This is a genomic window from Nocardia sp. NPDC005745 (assembly GCF_040630775.1).
In the GTDB taxonomy this organism is placed as follows: Bacteria; Actinomycetota; Actinomycetes; order Mycobacteriales; family Mycobacteriaceae; genus Nocardia.
In genome coordinates this window covers 178,682-200,913 of the sequence record NZ_JBEXYF010000005.1, presented here as the reverse complement: position 1 = coordinate 200,913, position 22,232 = coordinate 178,682, and the positions used below count along the sequence as shown (strand labels likewise).

24 protein-coding genes and 1 pseudogene are annotated in these 22,232 nt (G+C 67.6%); 12 read left to right on the top strand and 13 right to left on the bottom strand.

Translation table 11 applies throughout. The features are described 5' to 3' along the window. Positions 1–101: 101 nt before the first annotated feature. Positions 102–542, top strand: a complete 441-nt coding sequence (locus ABZ420_RS07965; protein WP_357118572.1) for a hypothetical protein — start codon at positions 102–104, stop codon at positions 540–542. A gap of 133 nt (positions 543–675) precedes the next feature. Here the strand turns inward: ABZ420_RS07965 and ABZ420_RS07960 are convergent, their stop codons facing one another. From ABZ420_RS07960 to ABZ420_RS07945, 4 genes are all read right to left on the bottom strand, one after another. Beyond that, on the bottom strand, positions 676–1,059 hold the full coding sequence (locus tag ABZ420_RS07960; protein WP_357118569.1) for a VOC family protein: 384 nt from the start codon (positions 1,057–1,059) through the stop codon (positions 676–678). Positions 1,060–1,360: 301 nt separating this feature from the next. Further along, a complete protein-coding gene (locus ABZ420_RS07955; RefSeq protein ID WP_357118566.1) occupies positions 1,361–2,236 on the bottom strand; it encodes a DUF4231 domain-containing protein in 876 nt (291 codons plus the stop codon). Positions 2,237–2,392: 156 nt separating this feature from the next. Beyond that, positions 2,393–3,664, bottom strand: a complete 1,272-nt coding sequence (locus tag ABZ420_RS07950) for a cytochrome P450 (RefSeq protein ID WP_357118769.1) — start codon at positions 3,662–3,664, stop codon at positions 2,393–2,395. 356 nt (positions 3,665–4,020) lie between these two features. Then, the gene (locus tag ABZ420_RS07945) at positions 4,021–5,136 is read right to left on the bottom strand and encodes a hypothetical protein (RefSeq protein ID WP_357118563.1); all 1,116 of its coding nucleotides are present in this window, start codon (positions 5,134–5,136) and stop codon (positions 4,021–4,023) included. Between the two features lie 711 nt (positions 5,137–5,847). On the opposite strand from ABZ420_RS07945, the gene ABZ420_RS07940 reads away from it, so the two are divergent. Then, on the top strand, positions 5,848–6,609 hold the full coding sequence (locus ABZ420_RS07940) for a DUF4239 domain-containing protein (RefSeq protein ID WP_357118560.1): 762 nt from the start codon (positions 5,848–5,850) through the stop codon (positions 6,607–6,609). 99 nt (positions 6,610–6,708) lie between these two features. After that, a complete protein-coding gene (locus ABZ420_RS07935; protein WP_357118557.1) occupies positions 6,709–7,641 on the top strand; it encodes a hypothetical protein in 933 nt (310 codons plus the stop codon). A gap of 56 nt (positions 7,642–7,697) precedes the next feature. On the opposite strand, the gene ABZ420_RS07930 is transcribed toward ABZ420_RS07935, so the two are convergent. Then, positions 7,698–8,459: a 3-hydroxyacyl-CoA dehydrogenase gene (locus ABZ420_RS07930; protein ID WP_357040491.1), complete on the bottom strand. Its 762-nt coding sequence runs from the start codon at positions 8,457–8,459 to the stop codon at positions 7,698–7,700. 238 nt (positions 8,460–8,697) lie between these two features. On the opposite strand from ABZ420_RS07930, the gene ABZ420_RS07925 reads away from it, so the two are divergent. After that, entirely contained in the window at positions 8,698–9,564 is an 867-nt protein-coding gene (locus tag ABZ420_RS07925) for a crotonase/enoyl-CoA hydratase family protein (RefSeq protein ID WP_357118554.1), read from the top strand. Between the two features lie 56 nt (positions 9,565–9,620). Here ABZ420_RS07925 and ABZ420_RS07920 read toward each other — a convergent pair whose 3' ends face one another. Beyond that, positions 9,621–10,292, bottom strand: a complete 672-nt coding sequence (locus tag ABZ420_RS07920) for a cyclase family protein (RefSeq protein ID WP_357118551.1) — start codon at positions 10,290–10,292, stop codon at positions 9,621–9,623. Between the two features lie 144 nt (positions 10,293–10,436). Here ABZ420_RS07920 and ABZ420_RS07915 point away from each other — a divergent pair, with 144 nt between their 5' ends. The 3 genes from ABZ420_RS07915 (at position 10,437) to ABZ420_RS07905 (ending at position 12,788) form a co-directional block, all read left to right on the top strand. Further along, the gene (locus ABZ420_RS07915) at positions 10,437–10,643 is read left to right on the top strand and encodes a hypothetical protein (protein WP_357118549.1); all 207 of its coding nucleotides are present in this window, start codon (positions 10,437–10,439) and stop codon (positions 10,641–10,643) included. Positions 10,644–10,733: 90 nt separating this feature from the next. Further along, positions 10,734–11,543 (top strand): DUF2505 family protein, encoded by an 810-nt coding sequence (locus ABZ420_RS07910; protein ID WP_357118546.1) that lies wholly within the window; start codon positions 10,734–10,736, stop codon positions 11,541–11,543. A gap of 324 nt (positions 11,544–11,867) precedes the next feature. Further along, a complete protein-coding gene (locus ABZ420_RS07905; protein ID WP_357118767.1) occupies positions 11,868–12,788 on the top strand; it encodes an alpha/beta hydrolase family protein in 921 nt (306 codons plus the stop codon). A gap of 20 nt (positions 12,789–12,808) precedes the next feature. Here the strand turns inward: ABZ420_RS07905 and ABZ420_RS07900 are convergent, their stop codons facing one another. The 3 genes from ABZ420_RS07900 to ABZ420_RS07890 form a co-directional block, all read right to left on the bottom strand. Continuing rightward, positions 12,809–13,882, bottom strand: coding sequence for an LLM class flavin-dependent oxidoreductase (locus tag ABZ420_RS07900; protein WP_357118543.1), 1,074 nt, complete (start codon positions 13,880–13,882; stop codon positions 12,809–12,811). Beyond that, a complete protein-coding gene (locus ABZ420_RS07895) occupies positions 13,879–14,709 on the bottom strand; it encodes a DUF1684 domain-containing protein (protein ID WP_357118540.1) in 831 nt (276 codons plus the stop codon). The genes ABZ420_RS07900 and ABZ420_RS07895 overlap by 4 nt, the downstream gene beginning before the upstream one ends. A gap of 395 nt (positions 14,710–15,104) precedes the next feature. Continuing rightward, on the bottom strand, positions 15,105–15,557 hold the full coding sequence (locus ABZ420_RS07890; protein ID WP_357118537.1) for an anti-sigma factor antagonist: 453 nt from the start codon (positions 15,555–15,557) through the stop codon (positions 15,105–15,107). 130 nt (positions 15,558–15,687) lie between these two features. Between ABZ420_RS07890 and ABZ420_RS07885 the strand changes: the two genes are divergently transcribed. Together ABZ420_RS07885 and ABZ420_RS07880 are read left to right on the top strand one after the other, a co-directional pair. Next, positions 15,688–16,290 carry a TetR/AcrR family transcriptional regulator gene (locus ABZ420_RS07885; RefSeq protein ID WP_357118534.1) on the top strand — a complete coding sequence of 201 codons (603 nt, stop codon included), beginning with the start codon at positions 15,688–15,690 and terminating at the stop codon, positions 16,288–16,290. A 96-nt stretch (positions 16,291–16,386) separates the two neighbouring features. After that, positions 16,387–16,596, top strand: a pseudogene (locus ABZ420_RS07880) (hypothetical protein); the annotation flags it as partial. Here the strand turns inward: ABZ420_RS07880 and ABZ420_RS07875 are convergent. After that, entirely contained in the window at positions 16,548–16,982 is a 435-nt protein-coding gene (locus ABZ420_RS07875; protein ID WP_357118531.1) for a hypothetical protein, read from the bottom strand. The pseudogene ABZ420_RS07880 and the gene ABZ420_RS07875 sit on opposite strands and share 49 nt — an antisense overlap. A 450-nt stretch (positions 16,983–17,432) precedes the next feature. On the opposite strand from ABZ420_RS07875, the gene ABZ420_RS07870 reads away from it, so the two are divergent. After that, positions 17,433–17,660: a hypothetical protein gene (locus tag ABZ420_RS07870; RefSeq protein WP_357118529.1), complete on the top strand. Its 228-nt coding sequence runs from the start codon at positions 17,433–17,435 to the stop codon at positions 17,658–17,660. A 70-nt stretch (positions 17,661–17,730) separates the two neighbouring features. Here ABZ420_RS07870 and ABZ420_RS07865 read toward each other — a convergent pair whose 3' ends face one another. Next, entirely contained in the window at positions 17,731–18,423 is a 693-nt protein-coding gene (locus tag ABZ420_RS07865) for a hypothetical protein (RefSeq protein WP_357118526.1), read from the bottom strand. A gap of 185 nt (positions 18,424–18,608) precedes the next feature. After that, the gene (locus ABZ420_RS07860; RefSeq protein ID WP_357118523.1) at positions 18,609–19,052 is read right to left on the bottom strand and encodes a pyridoxamine 5'-phosphate oxidase; all 444 of its coding nucleotides are present in this window, start codon (positions 19,050–19,052) and stop codon (positions 18,609–18,611) included. Between the two features lie 385 nt (positions 19,053–19,437). Between ABZ420_RS07860 and ABZ420_RS07855 the strand changes: the two genes are divergently transcribed. Next, on the top strand, positions 19,438–19,758 hold the full coding sequence (locus tag ABZ420_RS07855; RefSeq protein WP_357118520.1) for a DUF2218 domain-containing protein: 321 nt from the start codon (positions 19,438–19,440) through the stop codon (positions 19,756–19,758). Between the two features lie 238 nt (positions 19,759–19,996). Continuing rightward, positions 19,997–21,544, top strand: coding sequence for a subtype B tannase (locus tag ABZ420_RS07850; protein ID WP_357118517.1), 1,548 nt, complete (start codon positions 19,997–19,999; stop codon positions 21,542–21,544). Here ABZ420_RS07850 and ABZ420_RS07845 read toward each other — a convergent pair whose 3' ends face one another. Then, entirely contained in the window at positions 21,545–22,174 is a 630-nt protein-coding gene (locus tag ABZ420_RS07845) for a TetR/AcrR family transcriptional regulator (protein WP_357118514.1), read from the bottom strand. Positions 22,175–22,232 lie beyond the last annotated feature (58 nt).

Below are 22,232 nucleotides of genomic sequence, written 5' to 3'. Positions count from 1 at the left end.
GGCCGGGGTGCGTGCCCCTCGCCGGGCGCTGTCGGACCCGTCTCCGAATGTTTGCTGCCGACAGTTCCGGGAAGTCGCTGAATGCAGGAGAGGAGGCAGTGATGACCGAACCGAACGAGACCTATGACCCGCCGCAGGACACGGGGGCACCCGACTCGGTCGAATCCGATCCGGCGGCGCTCAACAGCGCCGAGGATCTCGACGAGGACCGACTGCGTTCCGACCCGCTGGAGGCCGGAATGGACCCACCGGAACACTGGAGCGGCGTCACGAAGTACGGCGTGACACCGTGGGAGCAAGCTCATCCGCGACCGATCGGGGACCGGCTCGCCGAGGAGGAACCGGACGTCGATCCGAACCGGGCCCCCGAGACGGAGGGAAGCGGGAGACCCGAGGACGACGACCACAGGCTGAAAGACATCACCTCCGACAGCGACCGCGTGCCGGTCGACCTTCCCTACGAGGAGCAGCTCGGTGTCGCCGCCGACGTCGCGGGCGGATCGGTGGCCGACGACATCCGTCGACCGGCACCGCCCGAATGAGCGGCGGAGTTCGAGGTTGATCGGCAGGCACTCGCCACGACCCGGCCGATCCCCACGCAGGGGCATTCGTCGCATATCGCGTGATCGCCGCAAAAGTGACAGGCCGGGCAGGGTGCCCGGCCTGTCCGGCTCCTTACTCGTCCGGCAGCCATACCAGACAGAACGTGTGCCCCACCGGGTCGGCGTAAACACGGAACGCTCCGTCCGTTTCGCCTTGCACGAGTGTCGCCCCCAAGGCGAGCGCCGCCCGTTCGGCTTGCTCGATGTCGTCCACCAGCACGTCGAAATGCACCTGCTGCGACGCCTCGGGGTCCGGGAAACGCGGCGGTTTGTACTGCGGCGCCGTCTGAAACGCGATGCGCCTGCCCGAGGTCTCGACCAGCACCACCCAGTCGTCGTCATCGCCCTCGAGCAGGTCTCCCCCGAGCAGGTCCCGGTAGAACCCGGCGAGTTTTCGCGGTCCGGGGCAGTCCAGCACGACGCTGCGCAACTGTCCGACGGCATTGTTCGATGTCATACTCCGACCTCCTGACCTACGCCATTCGTCGATGCCTACCCGCCCCGACCGGCGACAAACGCGGCAGCACAGGCAAGCTCACCCCTTGCCTCCCGAATTCGACCGCACGATCCGGCGCGGACCGACCGAATGCAACGGCCCGCCCGGCGTCACGCTTCCGCCGGACGGGCCGCTTCCCCGTTCGCCATGCAACGCCGCCACGTCACACAGCGTGATCATGATAAGCACTGTCCCCGGTCAAATCCGGCAGCCACGCCGGACCATCGGACGTCCGATGAAAGACGGCTGCCGGCCGCGGGTGTTATTCGCCGTGCGACGCTCGCCAGAGAGTATGTTCGCGGCTGATCGCTTCCTCGGCGTCGGATACGGCGTCCGCCCAGGCTGCTTCGGTGCTGTTCTGTTCCAGCACTTCGGCGACGATGCTCAGTTCGTTCGAGGCGACGGCATAGGCAGCGGCGCCGGTGCTGTGCTGGCGGGCCGATGACCAAGCGGCCAGACCTGCCACGGCGGCCGCGAAAATGCCTGCGAGGTCGAATGCGACCGCGTTGAACGCCTTCGCCAGCGCGCCGGCCACACCCGCCACCTCGAAAACGAGTGCCAGCGTGCCGTATACCTGCGACCTACGCTGGTGGTAGCCGGATTTGGCCGCGTACCACCGTTGTTGTTCCCTGATGCGATCGTCCAGGTAGACGCGGCGCCGTTCATCGAACGGAGCCGAACGCAGCTGCCGCATGCGGTCGGTGATGGTCGGCGCGGTGGTCGGCCGCAGGGCGAGCGCCGAGATGTCCTGGCGCAGCAACATGATGCGCTCGATCAGCATCCGATCGGCCTCGGCCGGGGACAGCGTCCCGACGAACGGCGCACCCCGCACCGCGTACTTCCAGGTCAAGGTCTTCACCGACTCGGCGAGCGCGCGACCTTCGTACCAGGACTTACCCGGACGGCCGCGCAGGACGCCCACGTCGACGGCGAGGATTCCGACGAAGGCCATGGCGGTCAGGATGGCCGCCACATCCGTGCGCGCGGAGCCGACGCGCACGGTGAACGCCGCGCAGGCCGCCGCCACCACCGCCAGCCAGAGCCGAGCTCCGTAGGCGCGCAGATAGAACTTCTGGCCGTACAGCGACGCCGTGTCCGCGGACTGGAACAGCCCGGGGTAGTCCTCAGCGTGCCGCACGGGCCGCGAGGCGCGTTCGAACCGACATGGCCGAAGCGTAACAGGCAACCGGTGCCGCCCGAATCCATTTGCGCTGCTCGGGAATTGCCAACTTTTCCAGCTGCGAATCCGCGTTCCGCGACGGATGCCGCGTCATCCACGGCGAACCCGACCGTCCTACCCGATACGCACCGGCGCGGACTTCGGGAAGACGACCGGCAAAGCCGTCAGAGCCCGGTGGAACGGGCCCGGCCGCCATTGCAGTTCGCTCTTGGGCCTGGCCAATTGGATTTCGGGCAGGGCGTCGAACAGCTGATCGATGGCGTTCTGCACCGTCATGTACGCGACGGATTTGGCCGGGCAGGCGTGCGGGCCCGCGCTCCATGCCAGATGGGAACGGTTGCCGATCCGGCTGCCGCCGGGTTCATCGGTCCCGCGGATCTCCGGGTCGTTGTTGCAACCGGCGAGGCTGATGACGACCGGCTGGTCCGCGGGCAACCAGACACCGTCGACCATGATCGGCTGCCGCGGATACGTCGTGCAGAAGTTCGCCATCGGCGGGTCGTTGAACAAGACCTCGTCGAGAGCGTCGGTGGTGGACAGGTTGCGTCCGAGGACGTCACCGAAGCGGAACCGGTCGTCGGTGATCATCAGCAGCACGGCGTTGGTGATCAGATTGCGCTGCGCTTCGAAACCGGCACCGTAGAAGCTCATGAGCTGGGCGAAGATCTCGATGTCGTCGAGGTCGGTGGTGTGATGCGCCAGCCGTGAGGTGACGTCGTCGCCCGGTTCCCGGCGCTTGAGCCGGATGAGCTGCATCAACGCTTCCTTGAGCATTCTCATGCCCTCGGGGCCGCGGACGGTGTCGAAGCGGGCGGCCATGCCGGTCGCGACCCGCTCGCCGATCTCGCCCGGGCAACCGACCATCTCGTTGAGGACGTCGAGAACGAGTGGAAACGCGTACTGGGTCACCAGGTCGGCGGACCCGGCTTCGCAGAAGGAATTGATCAGCGGGACAGCGAGCTTCTCGACCGTAGTCGGCACGTCGAACAAATCGATCCCGTCGATGGCGTCGACGGAGGCATGCCGATAGCGGTCATGTGCGAGGCCGGTGTTGTACCGCGCGGCCGGATACCACTCCATCATCGGCCGCACGGGCGAGTCCGAGGGGATGGTCTTCTGCCACGTGCGGGGATCGGCGGGGAAATGGTCGGGATCGCTGAGGATGCGCACCGCCGTCTGGTAGCCGATCACCAGGGTGGCAGGCACACCGGGCGCCAACTCGATCGGGACCAGCGAGCCGTGCTTACGGCGCATCTCCCGGTACGCGAGATGCGGGTCCGCGACGAACTCCTTGGTGTACATCTCGACTCGCGGCGCGTCCGTCTCCGTCGGGGATCCGTGCTGGACGGGGCACGCTCCGGTTCCAGTGGTGTGCGGCGCGGCCATCGGGGACTGTGGTGTGGTCAAGAACGTGACTCCAGGTTATGGAACAGCAATTCGACGATCGTGGTCAGTGAGCGGGTACACGTGCCTGCCGAGACCTGTTGTCCAGAACTCGGCGACCCGCCTACGCTAGCAACATAGCAACGCTCCGGTCGTGGCGCCGACGAAGGCGGCACCGGCGCACACGCGAGAGCGGGTTCGCGACAACGCAATTCGACGGATCCGACGCGATACCTCGGCGGAGGCGCTGGTCGGCATCCGAGCCCACGGCGGTCGCGGGCCTCCCCGAGTTCGTCCCCGACGCCCGGAGGACGTGCACGCCGCCCGCGGTCACCGGCCGCCGGCTACCGCCCGGCGGATTACGGTTCGCGTTCGTCACCGACGCCGGTCAACGAGACCGTGGTAGCGACCGCCTGCCTCGCGTCGTCGACGGTGCATCGGCCGAGGCCGCAGGCGGTGGCGACACCGTAGGCCGCGCGTCCGGCCGCCTCTTCGAAGAGAGCGAGCGCGCGGGCGCTGTCCTCGCGGGAGTCCGGCGAGACGACACCGGCGATCACTCTCCACTCGGCGTCGAGCTTGCGCAGCGGTGCGTAGAACCGCGGATCCAGCGGTGCCGGTTCGGCACCGTAGGCGCACGGGATGTGCACCGGGGGTAGTCGCGTCCCCTGTTTGTTCAGCAACCGTGCGGTACGACGCAGCAACTTCACCGCCGGGGTGAGACTGCGTGGAGTCAACAGGCTCTTGTGCTGATAGTCGCCGTAGCACAGGTGCACGATCGCTTCCGCCCCGACCTCCTGCATCCGCCCGAGAAAACCGGCGAGCTGCCGCGCGACGAGCGGCGCCAGCGCCCATTGCGAACGTAGTTGCTCGGCTTTGACCATGCTCAGCAGCGCGATGGGCGACTCCACCTGGAAGACGACGCGGTCGCCGTACCGCTCGACCACCTGGGTCATCTCCTGCAATACGGCTTCGGTGAACACCGGCAGCTGCCGCAGCGCACCGACCACGAACCCGGAACCACGCACCGCGGGCCCGACCGGGAGCCCAGCGGAGACCGCGGCGCCCGCGAAGACGAACATCGCGAGGTCCAGCGGGTTCGGCTGACTTATCTGCACTTTCGTCCCAGCCAGCTCGGGCCGGTCGCTGCGCAGCGCCTCGAAAGCCTCCACGACCTGGCCGATGCGCTCGACGCGGTCCATCGAGACGTGCCGCGGCTCCAGCGTGCACCCGGGCCGCACACCGTAGCTGGGGAAATCGCTGTAGTCGGTGTACTCGCCCGCCCGGACGATCTCGAATACGTCGGCGTGCTGCTTGCGCGTACGCAGGTAGTCGAAGATCCAATCCGGATCGAGGTCGCAAGGCACCGCCGTGACCGGCCGTCCCTCGCTGTGGTCGGCAAACCATTGCATGACGGCACGATCGCCCGTCATCAGTTCGGCAGGCAGGGTGCCGACATAATGCGCGAATCTGGTCATCTGTGGCTTCTTCTGTTGTCCGGACGCGGGTTTCGCGGCCCAGGGCAGTTCTGTTACGCCGATTGGTAGCTGCGCAAAGCGTACACGGCCCCGCTCCGATCGCGCATCCCTCATGTTCCTACGCTATGGAGAGGCCAGGGACGTCTCCGGCCATCCGCACTGCCATGACCTATCTCCGAAATTTCGCCACACGCAGCTGGTTTCGCGGTCTACCATCAATGTCGTCCAGAATGATCTGCTGGGTAGAAGATTTCCACGGCGCCTGGTTCGCACGGGCACCGTGTCACGTATCGATTTGCTGTGCACCACTGATCTGATCCGAACGAACGCAGACTCTCGACAGCTCCATCGTCGACGGTCTCGGAATCCATCTCGGGGGTGAGGGCCACGCATGACCATCGAAGTGCTCGGGTCGAGACAGTTCCGGCTCGTCTCCTGACCGATATCCGATGTGCGTCTCGACGAGTTCGCGGGATCACATCATGGCCGTTCCGCAGGACTGAGCACGCGATCAGTTCCGAGACGATCCCTCGGGTGAGATACGGACCGACGCAGAACAACTGAGGACCGTCGCACCCTCCGACCTCGGATACGGCTTGCCCGGCGGTGCTCGATACACACCCATGCACCAACCCCCGTAGTGCGACAGGCCTGCGGAACGTCGCCGACGCGGCGGTCGCGAGAACCACTCAGACAGAACGGAGTCCCCGCATGGCCTTCGAATTTCTCGTGCCTGCTCTCACCGCGCTCGTCGCGGTGGCCGTCTTCGTGGCCGGGGATCGCCTACATCCGAAGACCTGGCGGCAGACCGACGACGACACGGTCGGCGCGTTGGTGCTCAACCTGATCAACACGATCTTCATGGCGGTGGTGGCGTTCATCGTTGTGATCGCCTGGCAGCAGTACGACAACGCGCGCAACCACACCATCGCCGAAGCCAAGGCGCTGATCGATACGTACTGGGCCGCGCACGGAATGCCCGAGCCCGACCACACGCGAATCCAGGGCCTGGTGCGCGATTACACCGAGCAAGTCCGCACCGAGGAATGGACCGTCATGGCCGACGACGGTCATCTCAGTCAATCCACCCAGAACACCCTCGACGCCCTGCGCGACGCGGTGGCCGCGGTGGACACCGCGGACGCCGAGGTCGACACGCTTCGTACCAGCGCCCTGACCAGCCTAGACGCCGTGGCCCAAGCGCGCGCCGACCGTGCGCTGGACGCAGGCTACCGGGTTCCCGGCTTCCTCTATCTGGCCATGTGGATCTGCACGGTCCTCCTGCTGTTCAGCGTGGTCCTCTCCGGTGTGCAGATCACCAAGCGCAGTGTCGTGACCACCGCGCTGCTCGGCGCCATCGTCGGTGTGGTGATCCGGGCGATCTACAACCTCGACGAGCCGTTCTCCGGTGGGAACGTGGTCCCGAAGGAAGCCTTCGAACTCGCTCTGTCCCGGTATCAGCACACCACGTGACCTTCCGGCCCGGTTTCGACTACGACGAGGCGACTGCACATGCGACGCAACCGTGACGCAACTCGAACACATCGGTTGGCACGAGGATTGGCCACCGCGATGCTGCCGCTGACCCTCGCGGCACTCGCGGCGCCACCGCTGGAAGCATCAGCGGACCCGCTGCCCTGGCTGCCCCTCGGCGACCTGGCGACGGGGAGTTCGGGCGCAGCCCCCGTGGGCACCTTCCCGGGCAATGGTTCCAGCCTCGCCGCAGGCGCCCCGTCGTCCGGCAGTGCCTCGGGCCTCGGTGCCGAGGGCGCGACCAGCGGTGGGTCGTTGGCTCTCGGTCCGGTTCGGTTTCCTTCCGGCAGCGCCGGTCGTCCGGCAAGCGGCAGCGCCGAGACCGGTGGCACTCGTGGCGGGCTTCTCGCCACCGGTCGTGAGCAACTCGACGACAGCGCATCCCGCGCGGCGGACACGACGGCCCACCCGGACATCACGGCGAGTAGTCCGGCCGAGTCGCTGCAACTCGACACGGGCAGCGTCCAGGCGGCATGCACGGGCAGCGCCGCGACGGGCAGCGCGTTGCTCGTGCTCGGACTCGCGACCGGCAGCGGCTTCGGCTCCCTCGGATCCAGCCTCATCGGCCCGGGATCGAGCCTCGTCGGTACGGGGTCGAGCGGATCGGCCCTCGGCAGCGCGGGCATCGGCAGCGCCTTCTCCGGCAGCGCATTGCTGACCTGCTTGTTGCTGCTTCCCACCCCGCCGCCGGTGCCTATGAGCCCACTCGAACTCGGCCCGCCCGCCCCCGAATTCCGTATCGTTCCGTCACCGGCCGCCATCGCGACGCAGACACCGCTCCAGGCCGAACGCCCCCTCGCCGCGCTGCCCTCGTCCCCACCCAGCCGTCAGCGGGGAAAGGACGTGCAAGCCTCCGAACCGCCCCGAGACCCTGCCGTATGGAACCTCATGAGGCTCATGACGGTCTTGGTGGTCACGGTCATCACCGTCGTCGGCATCCGTATATCGCCCGGCCCCAAACGAACCCGGTGACCGAGCGAGAGGTACGGCCGCACTCGCCCGGTTCACGCCCTTTCGCAGCACCTACCTCAGCGCGGCGCCATCCGGATGGCACCGTCGAGGCGGATGGTCTCGCCGTTGAGCATCGGGTTCTCCACGATGTGCCGCGCGAGCGCGGCGTATTCGGCCGGGTCGCCGAGCCGCGAGGGGTGCGGGACCTGCGCGCCCAGGGAGGCGATGGCCTCGTCGGGCAGCGTGGCGAACAGCGGAGTGTGGAACAGTCCCGGCGCGATGGTCACCACCCGGATCTTGATCGCCGCGAGGTCACGTGCCACCGGCAGGGTCAGGCCTACGATTCCGCCCTTGGAGGCCGAGTACGCCGCCTGCCCGATCTGGCCGTCGAACGCCGCCACCGACGCGGTGTTGATGATGACGCCCCGCTCCTCGCCCACCGGATCGGTCTCGGCGATCCGTTCGGCGGCAAGCCGGATCACGTTGAAGGTGCCCACCAGGTTGACGTTGATCACCTTGGTGAAGTCCGCCAACGGGAATGCCCCGTTCTTGCCCACGGTCTTGATGGCATTGCCGATGCCCGCGCAGTTCACCGCGATGCGCAGGTCGCCCAGCTCTTGCGCGGCATCGAGGGCGGCGGTGACCTGCTCTTCGTTCGTGACGTCGGCCGCGGCGAAGACCACGCCGTCGCCGAGTTCCTTGGCGACGGCCTCGCCGGAGGACGACGGCAGGTCGACGATCACGACCTTCGCGCCCTTGCCGTGCAGCTCCCGCACGGTCGCCAAGCCGAGTCCCGACGCACCACCGGTCACCGCCGCGACCGCGTTGCTGATCTCCATCCCACTCCTCTTCTCCGGGTTGCCGAACAACGGCGCGAAACGCCGGCCGACTGGTTTCCGCTGCCGCCCCTGGACGGGGAACCAGGTGTCGTGACCAATCGGCACACGGCGACAGGCTAATCGTCCACGGCGCACTAAGTAAACAGTCATTCTCATTCGAATCGGCACTATCACCGTCCCGGGCGGTGCGAACCCCCGGCAGGAGCAGGGATGTCGGCGAGATGGCAAGCTGTCCGGTATGGCCGATATTCGCCTGGACGTCTCCGACGCCATCGCCACCATCACCCTCGACCGCCCGCGGCAGCTCAACGCGTTCACCACCGCCATGGGGACCGAGTTGATCGAGGCCTTCGACACCTGCGACCGCGACGATCGGATTCGAGCGGTGATCATCACGGGCGCGGGACGCGCCTTCTGCGCGGGCGCGGATCTGTCGGCGGGTGCGGAGACCTTCGTCGCGGGCGATGCGGACGCCGCGGAATCCTACCGGGACACCGGCGGTGAGGTCGTTCTGCGTATGTTCGAATCCCGCAAACCCGTCATCGCCGCCGTCAACGGACCCGCCGTCGGCGTCGGCATCACCATGACGCTCGCGGCGGACTTCCGGCTGGCCGTCGACAACGCCCGCATCGGGTTCGTCTTCAATCGCCGCGGCATCGTTCCCGAGTCCTGTTCCAGTTGGTTCCTGCCCCGCCTGGTGCCGATGCAGACCGCGCTGGACTGGGTGTACTCGGGCCGTCTCGTCGAGGCGGGTGAAGCGCTCGACGCGGGATTGTTCTCCGCACTGCATCCCGCGGACACACTGCTCGACGAGGCTCGCGCGCTCGCCCGCCGGGTTACCGAGCATTCCGCGCCCGTGTCGGTGGCGCTGTCGCGGCAGATGCTGTGGCGCAACCTCGGAGCCGAACACCCGATGATCGCCCACCGCATCGAATCTCGCGGCATCTACCACCGGGGCGCCGCCGCCGACGCCAGGGAAGGCGTGACGGCCTTCCTGGAGAAGCGGCCCGCCCGATTCCCCGACAGCGTCGCGCGCGACCTCCCGGACATCTTCGGCGACGATCTGGCGGTCCCGCCGTTCCTGCCTCGAGATCCGCGGCGGTAGAAGGCGATCCGAGGTGCGCGATCCGGTCGACTGCGGAACCTGAATCGAAAGGTTCCTCAGTCGCCCACTGCGCCGTGCTCGATCCACGCCACGGCGCGCAGCGGAAACGAGCCCGTCCCGCGCACCGGCGCGGGCAGAGCGACCAGCCTGGCGCCGGTGTCGGGCACCGCGTTCAGATTCGTCATCTGCTCGATGATCGGAATGCCCGCACCGAGCAGCGTGTGGTGGCACGGCCGCGTCGGCAAGGACGTGTCGTCGACGTCGGACGAGTCGATTCCCACCAGTGCCGCATTGGCGGCGACCAGTGCCTCGGCGACCTCCCCGACCAGGAAAGGATGGCCGGGCCCTCGATACGCGGACGATCCCCATTTCCCCGACCAACCGGTGTGCACGAGCACCGCTTTGCCCCACAAGCGCGCGGGATCGCCCAGCACGTCCGGCCCCACCGCGCGGCGGCCCACCGCGCGGATCATCACGATCGGCACGTTGAACAACCGCTCCAACGGCAGCTCGGCGATGTCGGCGCCGCCTGCGTGGAAGTGGAAAGGCGCGTCGATGTAGGTGCCCGTGGTGCCGACCATATCCACGCGTGCGATGTGGTAGCTCATGTCGATCAGCGGCGATCGGTCACGTGCCACAGCCGTCGTGACACGCGGTGCGGGCAGGGTCGGATCGATGAGCATGCCGTCCGAGACAGGATGGGACAGCTCCACGATCGCTCGGCTCATACCGGGGACGGTACCGCGCAGCGGATGCAGTCGTGCGAGGCGCGACGACACGGGAGTGACTCACGGTACGTTCGGAGTCGCCGGTCGAAATCGGCTGATGCGCACGGGCCCCAAGAAGCGCAGAATGGAAACCGGAAGGTCATCATGCGATTGCTACAGGGTCTACTCGGTCCGATACTGGGGATCCTCACGGCCGTGCTCGGCACGGTTCTGGGGCTGGTCGCCGCCGTGCTGTGGCTCGTCGGCGCGGTGCTGTGCGTGACGATCATCCTGCTTCCGCTGGGCATCCCGGTCATCAAACTCGCCCGCCGTCTGTTGACGCTTTCCCGGCAGCTGATGCGTCTCCCCTGAAAGCTGCCGCCGCTGTCGGCCGATGAGATCGCGTCCGGTTTTCGATGACGACGTCGCCCATCGGCACCTCATCCGGATCACCGAAAGCGGGTGTCGCGCCGGTCGCGCCACCGCGACGTGCACTGCCGGGGTCGCGGCGACTATCACGTGGTGCGCTACAGCGCGCTGAACCCGCAGACCTGGATCTGGGTGGGCGTCAGCGGCATGTTCGTCGCGCTCAACACCTTCCCCTACTGTACGGGCACCGTGCTGCGCCCGGAGGAGAGGGAAGCCGCGTATCAAATGCTGCCACCGATCTGGTGGCAGCCTGCTGCCGAACCTCTTGTTTCCCAGGGCGATTCAGCGGGCGTCCGGCGCGGCGGCGTCGGCGGTTCACCAGCGGCGAAGGGCGTGGCAGCAGGTAGCGTGTGCCGGATGGCGACCCCCTTGGCGTATACGGCCACTTACTCCCATTCGGCCGACGCGCTTCGTGCGGCGCTGGCCGACGAGCAGTACTGGAAAGACCGCATCGAGGAGGTCGGCGGGGCCGACGCACAGCTCGTCGAGTTCGACGCCGCCGAGGACCGCCTGCACGTGCGGATGGTGCAGACCGTTCCGGCGGCGGAGCTGCCCAGCGCCATCACCGCGGTGCGGCCCGAGGGCCTGGTCATCACCCGCTCCGAGACCTACACCCGCGAGGGCGGCAGTTTCGAGGCCCGCGTCGAAGGTGTGCCCGCCCAGGTGAGCGGCACCGTCCGGCTCACCGAGAGCGACACAGCGGCCGAGGCTGTGGTGGCCGGTGCCGCCGAAGTCGGTATCCCGTTGTTCGGCAGGAAGATCGAGGCAGCCATCGTGACCCGGCTACTCGACATGCTGGCCACGGAGGCGGAGTTCACCGACACCTGGATCACCGACCACTGACCGTGGCCATCACCGGCGACGTTCGTGGGGCTCGGCCCAGGCCATGGCGTTTTGTGGCCGTTCCCAGCGAGGCCGCGGGCGCAGTGGCCATCGCCCCCAACAAGCGCGACGCCGCCTTGCCCGCCGAGGCATCCGCGGCCTACCGTGGGCCTGTTTCGTCCAGCCTCCCCAGGAAGGCCGTGTGTGAATTCCCCTGCCTCGCCGTCCTACCCCCGTGGTGCGGCGCGGACCGCGCGGCTGGTGGCGGCGCTGAGCATCGTCGTCCTCGGGTTCGCGACCGGCGCGGCCGGACCGGTGAGCGCCCAACCGGAACTCCCGTCGCCGATCGGCACGCCCCCCGATCGACCGCATATCACCGATACGACGTCCGGCCCGGGACGGTTGGTCGAGCTGACGGTCCACTCCGCCGCGATGGCGAACGAGGTGACCGTCCGTGTCCTGCCTGCCGCCGACAGATCGGCGCCCGCGCCCACCCTGTACCTGCTGAACGGGATCGACGGCGGGGCTGACGGGAACTGGCTCAGCCGCACGGATGTGGTGGAGTTCTTCCGGGACAAGCAAGTCAACGTGGTGATCCCGTTCGGCGGCGCCAGTTCCTATTTCACGGACTGGCGTGCGGATGATCCGATGCTGGGACGGCAGCGGTGGGCCACGTTCCTGACTCGGGAACTGCCGCCGATCGTGAACGCGGAGTTCGGGGGCAACGGGGCGAACGCGATCGCGGGCATCTCGATGGCGGGCACGTCGGTGTTCCAGCTGGCCTTGGCCGCACCGGGGTTGTATCGGGCCATCGGCTCGTATTCCGGGTGTGTGCGCACCAGTGATCCGCAGGGTCAAGTGATCGTGAGCGCGGTGGTGGGTGGGCGCCGCGGCAACGTGGTGAACATGTGGGGTCCGCCGACGGATCCCGCGTGGGCGGCCAACGACCCGTATCTGCACGCGGACGAGCTGCGCGGTACCGCGATCTATGTCGCGAGCGGGACCGGCGCGCCCGGTCCGTACGACACCCTCGACAGTGCCGGGATCGAGCACAGCCCCGGCAAGCTGATCGACCAGCTCCTCATCGGCGGCGCCCTGGAGACATTCGCCGAACGCTGCACCCGTCAGCTGCGCGAAAGGTTGGATCAGCTGGCCATTCCCGCCACCTTCGAGCTGCGCGGCAACGGCACCCATTCCTGGTCGTACTGGCAGGAAGACCTGCACAGCTCGTGGCCCGGGTTCGCCGCCGCACTCGGCGCGGCCTGAAGCGACCGGCGCCGCCCGGATCAAGCGGGCGCGGCCACCTCACCGGTGTCGTGCTCGACGCCGGAGCGGATCGACGCGGGCCGATGACCCAGGGCCGGAGCGATCAGCTCCACGGTGTCGTGCAAGATCTGTTCGTAGTCGGCACGGCGGAACTCGTAGGGCAGCTCCAGCCGCAGCTCCGAGGTCTGCGCGAGCACCGGATCGGCCCGCAGCCGGTCGATGATCTCCTCGGCGGGGCCGACCAGGTCCGGGGCGAACAGGACACGCCGCTCCCCCTGTGGCGCCAGCGTGCGCTCGTACCTGCTCGCCGCGTACTGCCGGTACCGCTCGCGAGTCGCACGGGCGGCGCTGTCGAACGGGACGATCACCCGCCCTACCGCGACCCGGGCGGGCCGGGCCGGATCCACAAGTCGGCGGTACTCGCCGAGCAAGCTCAATTGGGTGGTGGTGAAATCGTCACTGCGGTCGCCGAAGACGATGTTCCCTGTGAGCAGATTCAGCCCGCTCTCCCCCGCCCAGCGGACCGAACGGGTGCTCGCCCCGCCGTACCAGAGCCGATCGATCAAGCCGGGATTGTGCGGCTGCAACCGGGGACGCTGGATGTTGCCCGGCGAGTGGATCACCGTGCCCGCGTCACCGAGGAAGTCACCGCGCAGGTTCTCGATCAGCCTGGTGATCCGTCCGTAGGACAGATCGTAGGAGCGCCAGTCTCCGTCGAAGACCAGATCGCCGATCAAGTCGGCATGCGGCGGGGTGCCCGCGCTGAAGCCGGCTTGCAACCGGCCCCGCGAAAGCACATCGGCCAGTGACAGATCCTCGGCCAGCCGGAACGGGCTCTCGTAACCGATGGGAATCACGGCCGTGCCCAATTGGATTCGGCTGGTGCGCTGACCGGCGGCGGCCAGGAACACCGCGGCCGACCCGACGCCGTGCTCCAGATGACGCTGCCGGATCCACGCACCGTCGAAGCCGAGGCTCTCACCGTACTCGAACAGCCGCAGCGTGTCCTCGAGCCCCGCGTAGGGATCGTCGTCGGGGTAGTTGCCCGGCGTCAGGAACGACAACGTCCTGATCCCAGGTGTTGTGTCGCTCATCGGGTTCCGCCGCGCTCGTACGGGAGCTTCGCACCGGCTTCGATCGCGACCGGTAAGCGGTTCTCCGCCGGTGGCAACGGGCAGGTCGCCAGGTCGGTGTAGGCGCACGGCAGGTTCGCGGATCGGTTGAAGTCCAGCTGCACCGATCCGTCGTCGCCGGGCGGGGACAGGTGCAGGACGCGATTGGCGGCGTAAGTGGTGACCCCCGAGGTCTCGTCGGTGAACAGTACGGTCAGACTGCCGGGATCCTTGCCGGGGAACGCGGTCAGGCGCAGCGCCCGGCCCTCCAGCTCGAACTCCACCTCCCCAGGCGCGTCATAAACGTGTTCGAGTCCTTCGACAGCGGCGCCGACCGTGGTCGGCCGCGGCTCGGGGAAGGCGACATAGCGGCCGGTGACCACCCACTTCGGGTGCGGCGCGTAGGCGGGCGTGCCGTGAAATGCCTTGCGCAGCGGGTTGTCCGGATGCCGCGGTCGAACGATGTCGTACCCGCCGCGCTTGGCGACCTCGATCACCGCGTCACCCCATACGGCGTTCACACCACCGCGTTCGGGGATGGCGCCGAAGGCATACCGACCGCGCACCGATACCCCGTCGACCACCAGCTCGTCACCGTCGTCGAGAACCACTGTGACGCCATCGGCGCCGGTGGACCAAGCGCCCGGCGCGTCGGGGAATCGTTGTGGCTCTTCGGTGAGCCAGTGCAGCGCGGTGATGGCCAGGAATCCGTGCGGGTCGGCAAGTCGCGACTCCTGCGTGCGGTGCCAGTCCTGCCAATCGGCGACGAAGGCGTCGGTCGGAGTTGCGGCGGTGGCCTGCGCTGTCATGTGGTGCTCCTGGTGTGAGGCTCTACCTGTTCCCGGGTCGGCGCTGTCGAAGACCGGCGCCTCGGTCGCGCCGCTCTCGGCAGTCCGAGTCCGACACGTCTCCGGTCGAGGCGTCGGCGGCTCCTCTCAGGCAGCGAAGAACACCGGTGATACCTGATCCAATCGCGTACTCGCTCCCGCGCACAGGATTGCGATCAGCGCGAACACAACCGCTGCGCCCCGGCCCGGTGCGCAGGCCGGGCCGGTGCTCACCGCCACGGATCCTCCGCGCCACGGCATTCTCACGGAACGCTGGGGTCGGCTGGTCGGTTCGGGCCGGGCATGAGGGCCCCCCCATCGCGCGAGTCCCGGCGAGCCATCGGCCCGCCGGGACTCGGCATGATCCGGCTTCCGCGCTATCCCGCGACCCGGCCTCCCAAGGAGCCCCCGCTCGGCACGGAGCCGGCCAGGGCGTCCTCGACGCAGGCGTAGACGGGCTGGAGAGCGTCGAGGTCGAGGAGCGCCACGATGCGGGTCACGACCAATGGGCTGCCGACCACGCACAGCCGAACATCCCGGAGTCTGCATGCCTCGGCCTCCTCGGCCAAGGCGATCATGGAACGGCAGGCCATGAAGCCGAGGCCGCCGGTGTCGATCACGATGGGGCCCGGCGCCGCGGTTGATGTGACAACCTCCCGCAGCAGTTTGCGCCACGTCGGCAGAGTGTAGGCGTCGACCTCGCCGTGAACACGGACGATGGCCGCGTTGCCCCGACGTTCGACGGTCGCGTTCAGTCCGGGGCGGGCGTCTTTCGGCTCATCCGCCGGGGGTTGGGTGGGATTGCTGAGACCGTGCAGTGCTGTGCTCATATGGGCACACTCGATTCGTTTCGCGCCTAGGGCGCTCGACAGTCGGGCCCACCCTGCATCCTCAAGACAGACCTGTCTTTCTTTACTAACAGAGACAGGCCTGTCTGTACAGCGCTATGGTGAAAGGGAGATGGAAACGCCGAACCTTCCACGCGTCGCACCCGCCGCACCCGCGCGCGAGCGAATCCTCAGCACCGCTTACGCGTTGTTCACGCGTCGCGGCATCCGAGCGGTGGGCACCGACGAAGTGATCGCGCTCTCCGGTGTGGCCAAGGCAACGCTGTACAGGCATTTTGCATCCAAGGACGATCTCGTGCTCGCCGTGTTGCAGCGTCGCGAGCAGCTGTGGACGCTCGGCCTGGTCGAAACCCAGTCTCGTGTGCGTGGCAACACACCCGAAGAACAGTTGCTGGCGATTTTCGACGTCTTCCACGACTGGTTCCAGAAGCGGGACGATTTCGACGGCTGCTCGTTCATCAACGTGCTGCTCGAGCTGGGCTCCGCGCATCCGGCCGGGCAGGCCAGCATCGGATACCTCGACAATATCCGGGCCATCGTGCGCGGCAGGGCCGAGGCGGCGGGATTGTGTGACACCGACGATTTCGCCCGGTCCTGGCACATCCTGATGAAGGGCTCGATCATCTCCGCCGCCGAGGGAGATCTACTGGCCGCCCACCGCGCCAAGCTCATGGCGGGAATGCTCATCGAACAGCACCGCCCCGTCGAGCCATAGCGACGCGGGCGCATGGGCCGATCGCCGCACAGCCACCGGCGGCGCAAGATGCCCCCACCTCGTCGCGCCAGATTTGTTGATGCAACGCCAACGATCCCGGCTTGGGCCCGCGGCGTGATCCAGTACATCAATCAGTACGAAGGCGGTCCGGCCGGTTTCGTGGCCCGCGCCGACCAACTGCCCGCCCGCTACGGGGATCGGTTCGAGGTTCCGGAGTCGTTGCGCGCCAAGGCCACAGCGAGAGAAGCCTACGCCTGTCATGGGCGGTGGAACTGCCACTGCTGGATATCACTGGTGGCCGCGTAGCGCGTCAACCCGATCTGCTCGGTACCGATCTCGTGGCCCGGCAGAGCCAGAACGAACTCGGCGGCGGGCCAAACGGCGATACGGTAGCAGGCGGGATGGACTTCGTCGGTGCTGATCTGCCATCCCATCGGCGTCCCGCTGCATTCGACATGAACCCCCTCGGACACCAGCCCGTCGCCGAGTCCGAGCCGGGTCCCGGTGCGCCCGTTGGTGATGTACCAGATCCCTCCGCCGAATTCCGGCGCGCTCGACAACAGCCAATGCTGCCAGCCGTCCTCCACGCTTGCCTCCCCCACTACCGTGACCTGGTCAGCGCTGTCGAGCGCCAGCACATGACCCGTGCCGACGTTGACGATCCGATACACACCCTCGCTCAACTCAGCCATGATCCGTCGTCCTCGCCATATGGACACACCCCGCATACCTCTGCCGACAGCAACTACCCCGATGGACCCTCGACCGTGGTGGCCGGTCGCCGATCGCGAGGGTTGCGGTCGATACCGAACTACCCGTCCCCGAACCACTGAACCACCTCGACAGACCGGAGGTCGCCGGGCGCCCCGCGGCTCTGCGCAGCCACCGGCACTCGTCCCATGCCTGCCGCCGACCTTGCGCGCCACGTGCGCCTCGGACCCGCACCGGTGACCAGAACCGCGAGCCGCTGCCCTGCTCCCACTCGACCTCGACGAGTTCTGCCGCGAATATCCCTCGACATCGCGTGCGGTCGCCCAAGCCGGGTATGACTCTCACAGCGACCATCGCACGTGCACGAGCACCCGGACGCGGCGCGAACCGCCGCACCTCGGCTACCGCCCGGACGATCGAAGGAGAGCGCCATGCCGGTGCTACACCGCACCTACCTCGTCCGCCTCGACCCCGCCCTGCGCGGCGAGAGTGCGACACCGAGGGGTGTGCGGGGGAAGTTTCTCGACTGGCTGCGCACCGACGACGCCGAGGTCGTCGAGCTCTGCGGCGCGGATCGCGTCGTCATCTCCTGCTCACCGGAGACCGCCGGCGAAATCAGGGACCTCGAGTACGTCCTGGACGTCGCGCCCCACGCGTAGCGTACCGGCGAGCAACACCCGGTCGCACTGATAACCGGCCGGAGAAACCAGCACGTAGACGTGTGCATCGCTATGCGATACCGAGGTCCTTCCGACCCTGCGCATGGAACTCGTTCAACAGTTTGTCGAGCCCGCTCGCGAAATCTATCATCGCGGTTCGGAGCGCCGCATTGTCGCGCCGCGTCTCGTCGGCCGAAATGTGTGCGCTTTTGTCACGGATCTTCCCGACAAAGGGGACGTAATGCAAGTTCAAGAAATCTTCATGCGCCTTCTGGATCCTTTCGATCACATCGGACATTCCGCTGCCGCACGTCATGGCGACCAGGTCGCCCACAACCATGGATTTGACCTCGGTATCAGCGAATTGCTGGGCTTCGGACCGAAATCCGTCACGATCGTCGATGTTCAGATACTCGGCCATCCGGCCCAGCTGCATCGCGAAAGCGTAGGTGGCCGAAAGAAAGTCGGAATAGACTTTCTGGCGATTCTCACGCGTCGCCTCCCCGATCGATATCTGTTCGCTGCGATCGGCATTACTGATACTCGTGTACACCGCCGCCGACGCCGAGACGAAGCTGGAGACAATAGCGGCGAATACTGCCGCCATCAGCGCGTATCGTCCGCTTCGAGTGGCAACCTGCACGGCGTCCGCTTGACCGGCGCGCGGCTGCGGTGGCTCGAATCCCGGTCCTTCCGAAGGTGGATCCCCGGCACGCGCCCGGTCGTCACAGCGATGTGATCGGGTATTCGGATTGTCGATCACGTCGGACTCCCATCCGAACCCTACGGAACTGGATCAATTTCAACAGGTGACCGGCACGGCCTTCGGTATGAACAGGTCATATGGTCCGCCGCGAACCCACGCGCTGCGCGAGTAGGCGACTACTCGACTTACATGCGGGTGCATCTGCTTGCGGACGCCGCGCGAAAACCGGTCCTCGGGGCCTCTCAGCCGTTGCCGTAGACCCGGTCCGGCAGGACCAAGACCACTGCCCGGCGCTCTGCGGCCATCACCCTGTCGTACTCGTCCCAATCCTCGTGCACGCCACCGGCCGCGGTGAACGCCTCACGCAGCAGAAGCCGCAACCGCTCGGCATCGACGTCAGGGGCCGGATCGTCGGGACCGACGATCCACACCGACCCCTCGACGGCGCACCATTCCCAACCGACGCGAACCACGACCGTGGCACGCGGCCGGGCACGCAGATTGTCCAATTTGCGGGCATCGCCGCGCACCACCATGCCCACCACGTCCGCGCCGGTCGCCGGGTGTCGCAACACACCGGCGTTGACCACGGACGATTGCATCGTGTGGTCGGCTCGCAGGGTGGAGACGACACAGAGTCCGTGGTCGCCGGTGATCAGCCGGGCGAAGTCCGCGAGATCGGTCACGCCGAAAGTCTACGTAGGCGGGTCGGCACGGCGGCCCGGAACACGGCACACCGACCTGCCCGATCGGGTACCGGGGAAAACTTGCGGCTGGTCGAGCAGCGCGGTCGCAGTGTGTGCTGCGGGTTCGCTAATCGGCGTCGAGCGGTGTGTGAACGGCAGCGGCCCGGGTAGTGCTGACCATATCGTCGCCGAGTCGGCGCTGCCCGATGCCCCATCGATGTGTCGCGCTCCGCACCGGCGACAGATCCCCGCAAATGTAGAGCAACCCGAAGGCTGGTGCCGTCATGGTCTCGCAGATTGTGGATGCCCGTGTCGTCTTGCACGCCGGTTCCCCCTCGCGGGCCGCGTCGTGACCGCGGGCGGCTCGTCCCCCGCTTCCCGGGCGGTGGTTCGCACCGATCGGCCGGAGCGGTACGGCAAGCAGTTGGTGTCGCATCTGGGGCGGCGCAACGGCGGCGAGTGGTCGGCGCAGTCCTCGTCGGGCTGGATCGACTTGGACTCCGGTCGCGCGACGGTCACCGCGCAGGAGGGCGAACTGCATCTGCGGATCGAGGCGGCCGCCGCGGACCTGCCGCGCCTCGAGGACGTGCTCGCGAGGCACCTGGTCCGGTTCGGCGAGCGCGACCAGCTGAGCGTGACGTGGCAGCACGATCCCGCCGCCGCGGAATCGACCGATCCGAGCGGCGACCGCCCGTCGGAGAACTGACGCCTACCGCGAGGAGACGCCATGACCGGCCCCGGCGAAGACGCGGAACCGATCACCGACCTCAGATCCGCGCTCCGCGGTCGGCGCGCCCTCCCGGTCAGCTGCTCGAGACCGACCACCCGGTGGACCCGATCGGCGAGCCGGCCGGGGTCTACCGGTCCCCGCTGGGACGACGAAATACGGCATTCCGTAACACGCCCTGGTGAAGACCCGGTCCTCCGACCCGAAAGGAATGTTCGTGCGACGCAGAACGATGCTGGCGGCACTGGCCGCGGTGACCGCGACCCCACTGGTGGCCGTGGGGTGCGACTCGCGACACGAGCACGACACCGAGTCCGGCGAATCGGACGCCCTGCGCTTCGACCCGGAGAAGTACAGCATCGAAGCCAAGGCAGTCGCCACCGCCGATGGCGAGCGGCGGATCACCTACCACCAGTACAAGGGCATCGTCTACGTCGCGAAACCGGTGGACGAGCAATACCAGAGCCTGACCGTCAGCGTCCCGGTCCAGATCGACGGCAGCACCGTGGACGCGAGCGGGGCACCGATCCTGCTCAGCAACAACATCGGCGGATACAGGTCGTCCTCGGTGACCAGGTCCGGCGGCACGCCCGGTGGTCTGCCGTCCGGCGCGGCCCCGCCCAGCGGCGCGGCGCCGGGCGGATCGGCCGGATTCGACGACGGCGCGAATCGCACCGGCAACCCCGACCTCGCGCTGGCCGCCGGTTATGTGGTCGTCGAGCCGGGCGCGCGAGGGCGCGATCTGGTCGGCTCCGACGGCGTCTACTACGGGGTCGCTCCGGCGGCGATCGTGGATCTGAAGGCGGCGGTGCGGTATCTGCGGCACAACAGCGGGCGGGTGCCCGGCAACACCGATTGGATCATCTCCACCGGCGTGAGCGCGGGCGGCGCGATGTCGGCGCTGCTGGGCGCCTCGGGCGACAGCGACCGCTACCACTCCTACCTCACCGAACTCGGCGCGGCCGACGCCTCAGACGCCATCTTCGCCAGCGCCGGCTACTGCCCGATCACCGACCTCGAGCACGCCGATATGGCCTACGAATGGAACTGGGGCGCCAACCCGCCGCAGTCCGGTGAACAGGTCGACCAGACGGTGTCGCGGGAACTCGCGACAGCCTTTCCGGCCTATCAGGCATCGCTGAATCTGCGAGGGCGCAACGGGTCCGGAGCGCTCACCGCCGACAACTACGCCGACCACCTGCTGCGCACCTATCTGCAACCGGCGGCGGGCAAGTTCCTGAAGGCACTGTCGGACGCCGAGCGCGGCGCCTACCTGGCCGCGAACCCATGGCTGCGTTTCGACAACGACCACGCGACCTTCACCTGGGCCGATTACCTCACCCACGTCGGCGCGCGCAAGAAGAACGTGCCCGCCTTCGACGCTTTCGACCTGTCCTCGGGCGAGAACAACGAATTCGGCAACGGCACCACCAAAGCGCGCCACTTCACCCTCTACAGCCTGCGCCACGCCACCGGCGATGCGAACGCGCGGCTCGACAGCGACCTGCCGGACAAGATCGAGTTGATGAACCCCATGTACTTCCTCGGCCGGGACGATCCCCGCCGCGCCCGGCACTGGTGGATACGCGTCGGCACCACAGACTCCGACACCTCCCTCACCGTCGTCGGCAACCTCGCCGCCAAGCTGGAGAATCTCGGCGCGGACGTGAACGCCGCCATGTATTGGGACGCGGGCCACGGCAGCAACGAAGACGCCGGGGACTTCATCGCCTGGATTCGCGGCATCACCGGCTACACCCGTTAGCTACGCCCGATTCTCTTTCGGGGCGGGAATGGTCAACAGGCCGAGAATCGCCCGAGCCTGCTCCGCGGTCGGCGTGGGCAGGCTGCCGCGGCCGTGGATGAAGCCGATGCCCAAGTACACCATCGCACCGGCGCGCAGCCGCGCTTCCTCCGGTGCGAAGCCCAGTTCCAGCATCGCTTTCTGCACCGTTTCGAAGATCTGTTGATCCAGGGCGCGCACCGTCGCTGCCACCTTCTCATCGCTTCGTGCCCATTCGCGCACGGTGGCTTCGGTGGCCCAGGTGCCTTGGTCGATGAGATTGGCGGCCATGTTGGCGATGCGCTGCTCGACCGGAACGGACTCGATCGCGCCGAGCGCGCGAATGATCTCGGTTTGCAGCGCGCTCCACCGGTCGGCCATCGCCTCCATGAGCTGTTCGATATCGTCGAAATGCCAGTAGAAACTACCTTTGGTGACACCGAGTTCCTGGCACAGCCGGGGAATCTTGATGGCGGAGACGCCTTCTCGGGCGAGCAGTGCCAGAGCGCCGTCTACCCATGCCTCGTACGAAAGCCGCGGCGCGCGGCTGCGGCCGCGTTGCTGCGCCGTCGCTTTCCGGGAGCGCCGCGGCGCGGAGTTCGTGGTGTCCACGCGGGGGGGCCGAATGCTGTCGCCGGCCGGTGACCGGTCGGCTGTCATCGGTGCGGCC